Genomic DNA, 337 nt, shown 5'->3' on the forward strand with positions numbered 1-337 from the left:
TGAATGCCCCGACGCCCTGGTTAACACCACAGGTCTCCTCGGCCAAGACGTCATCGAAGTAGCCGGCGCCAGGGTGGAGACAGAAAACAGCCACGGGACCGGATGCTCGCTGTCATCGGCATTAGCCACAGTCCAGGTCCGCACCGGTAACTGGGAGGCCTCCCTGCGCGAAGTGAAACCATGGTTGCTTCAGGCGTTGGCTACGTCCGACGTGCTCGGAGTAGGCCACGGGAAAGGCCCTGTGCACCACTTCCACCATCTCCACACAGGGCTCCAGCGGGGGGAGTTTGCCAATGTTCTGTGGCAGGAAGCGCTACCTGAATTGGAGGCGATTTAC

General features: G+C 60.8%; 1 protein-coding gene. It reads left to right on the forward strand.

Features of this window, described 5'->3' with window-relative positions; genetic code table 11:
• A partial coding sequence (locus SB764_RS38935; protein WP_410866602.1) for a bifunctional hydroxymethylpyrimidine kinase/phosphomethylpyrimidine kinase occupies positions 1–337 on the forward strand: 337 nt, incomplete at both ends.

This window comes from Paraburkholderia sp. SIMBA_027 (genome assembly GCF_046535315.1).
Taxonomy (GTDB): Bacteria; Pseudomonadota; Gammaproteobacteria; order Burkholderiales; family Burkholderiaceae; genus Paraburkholderia; species Paraburkholderia tropica.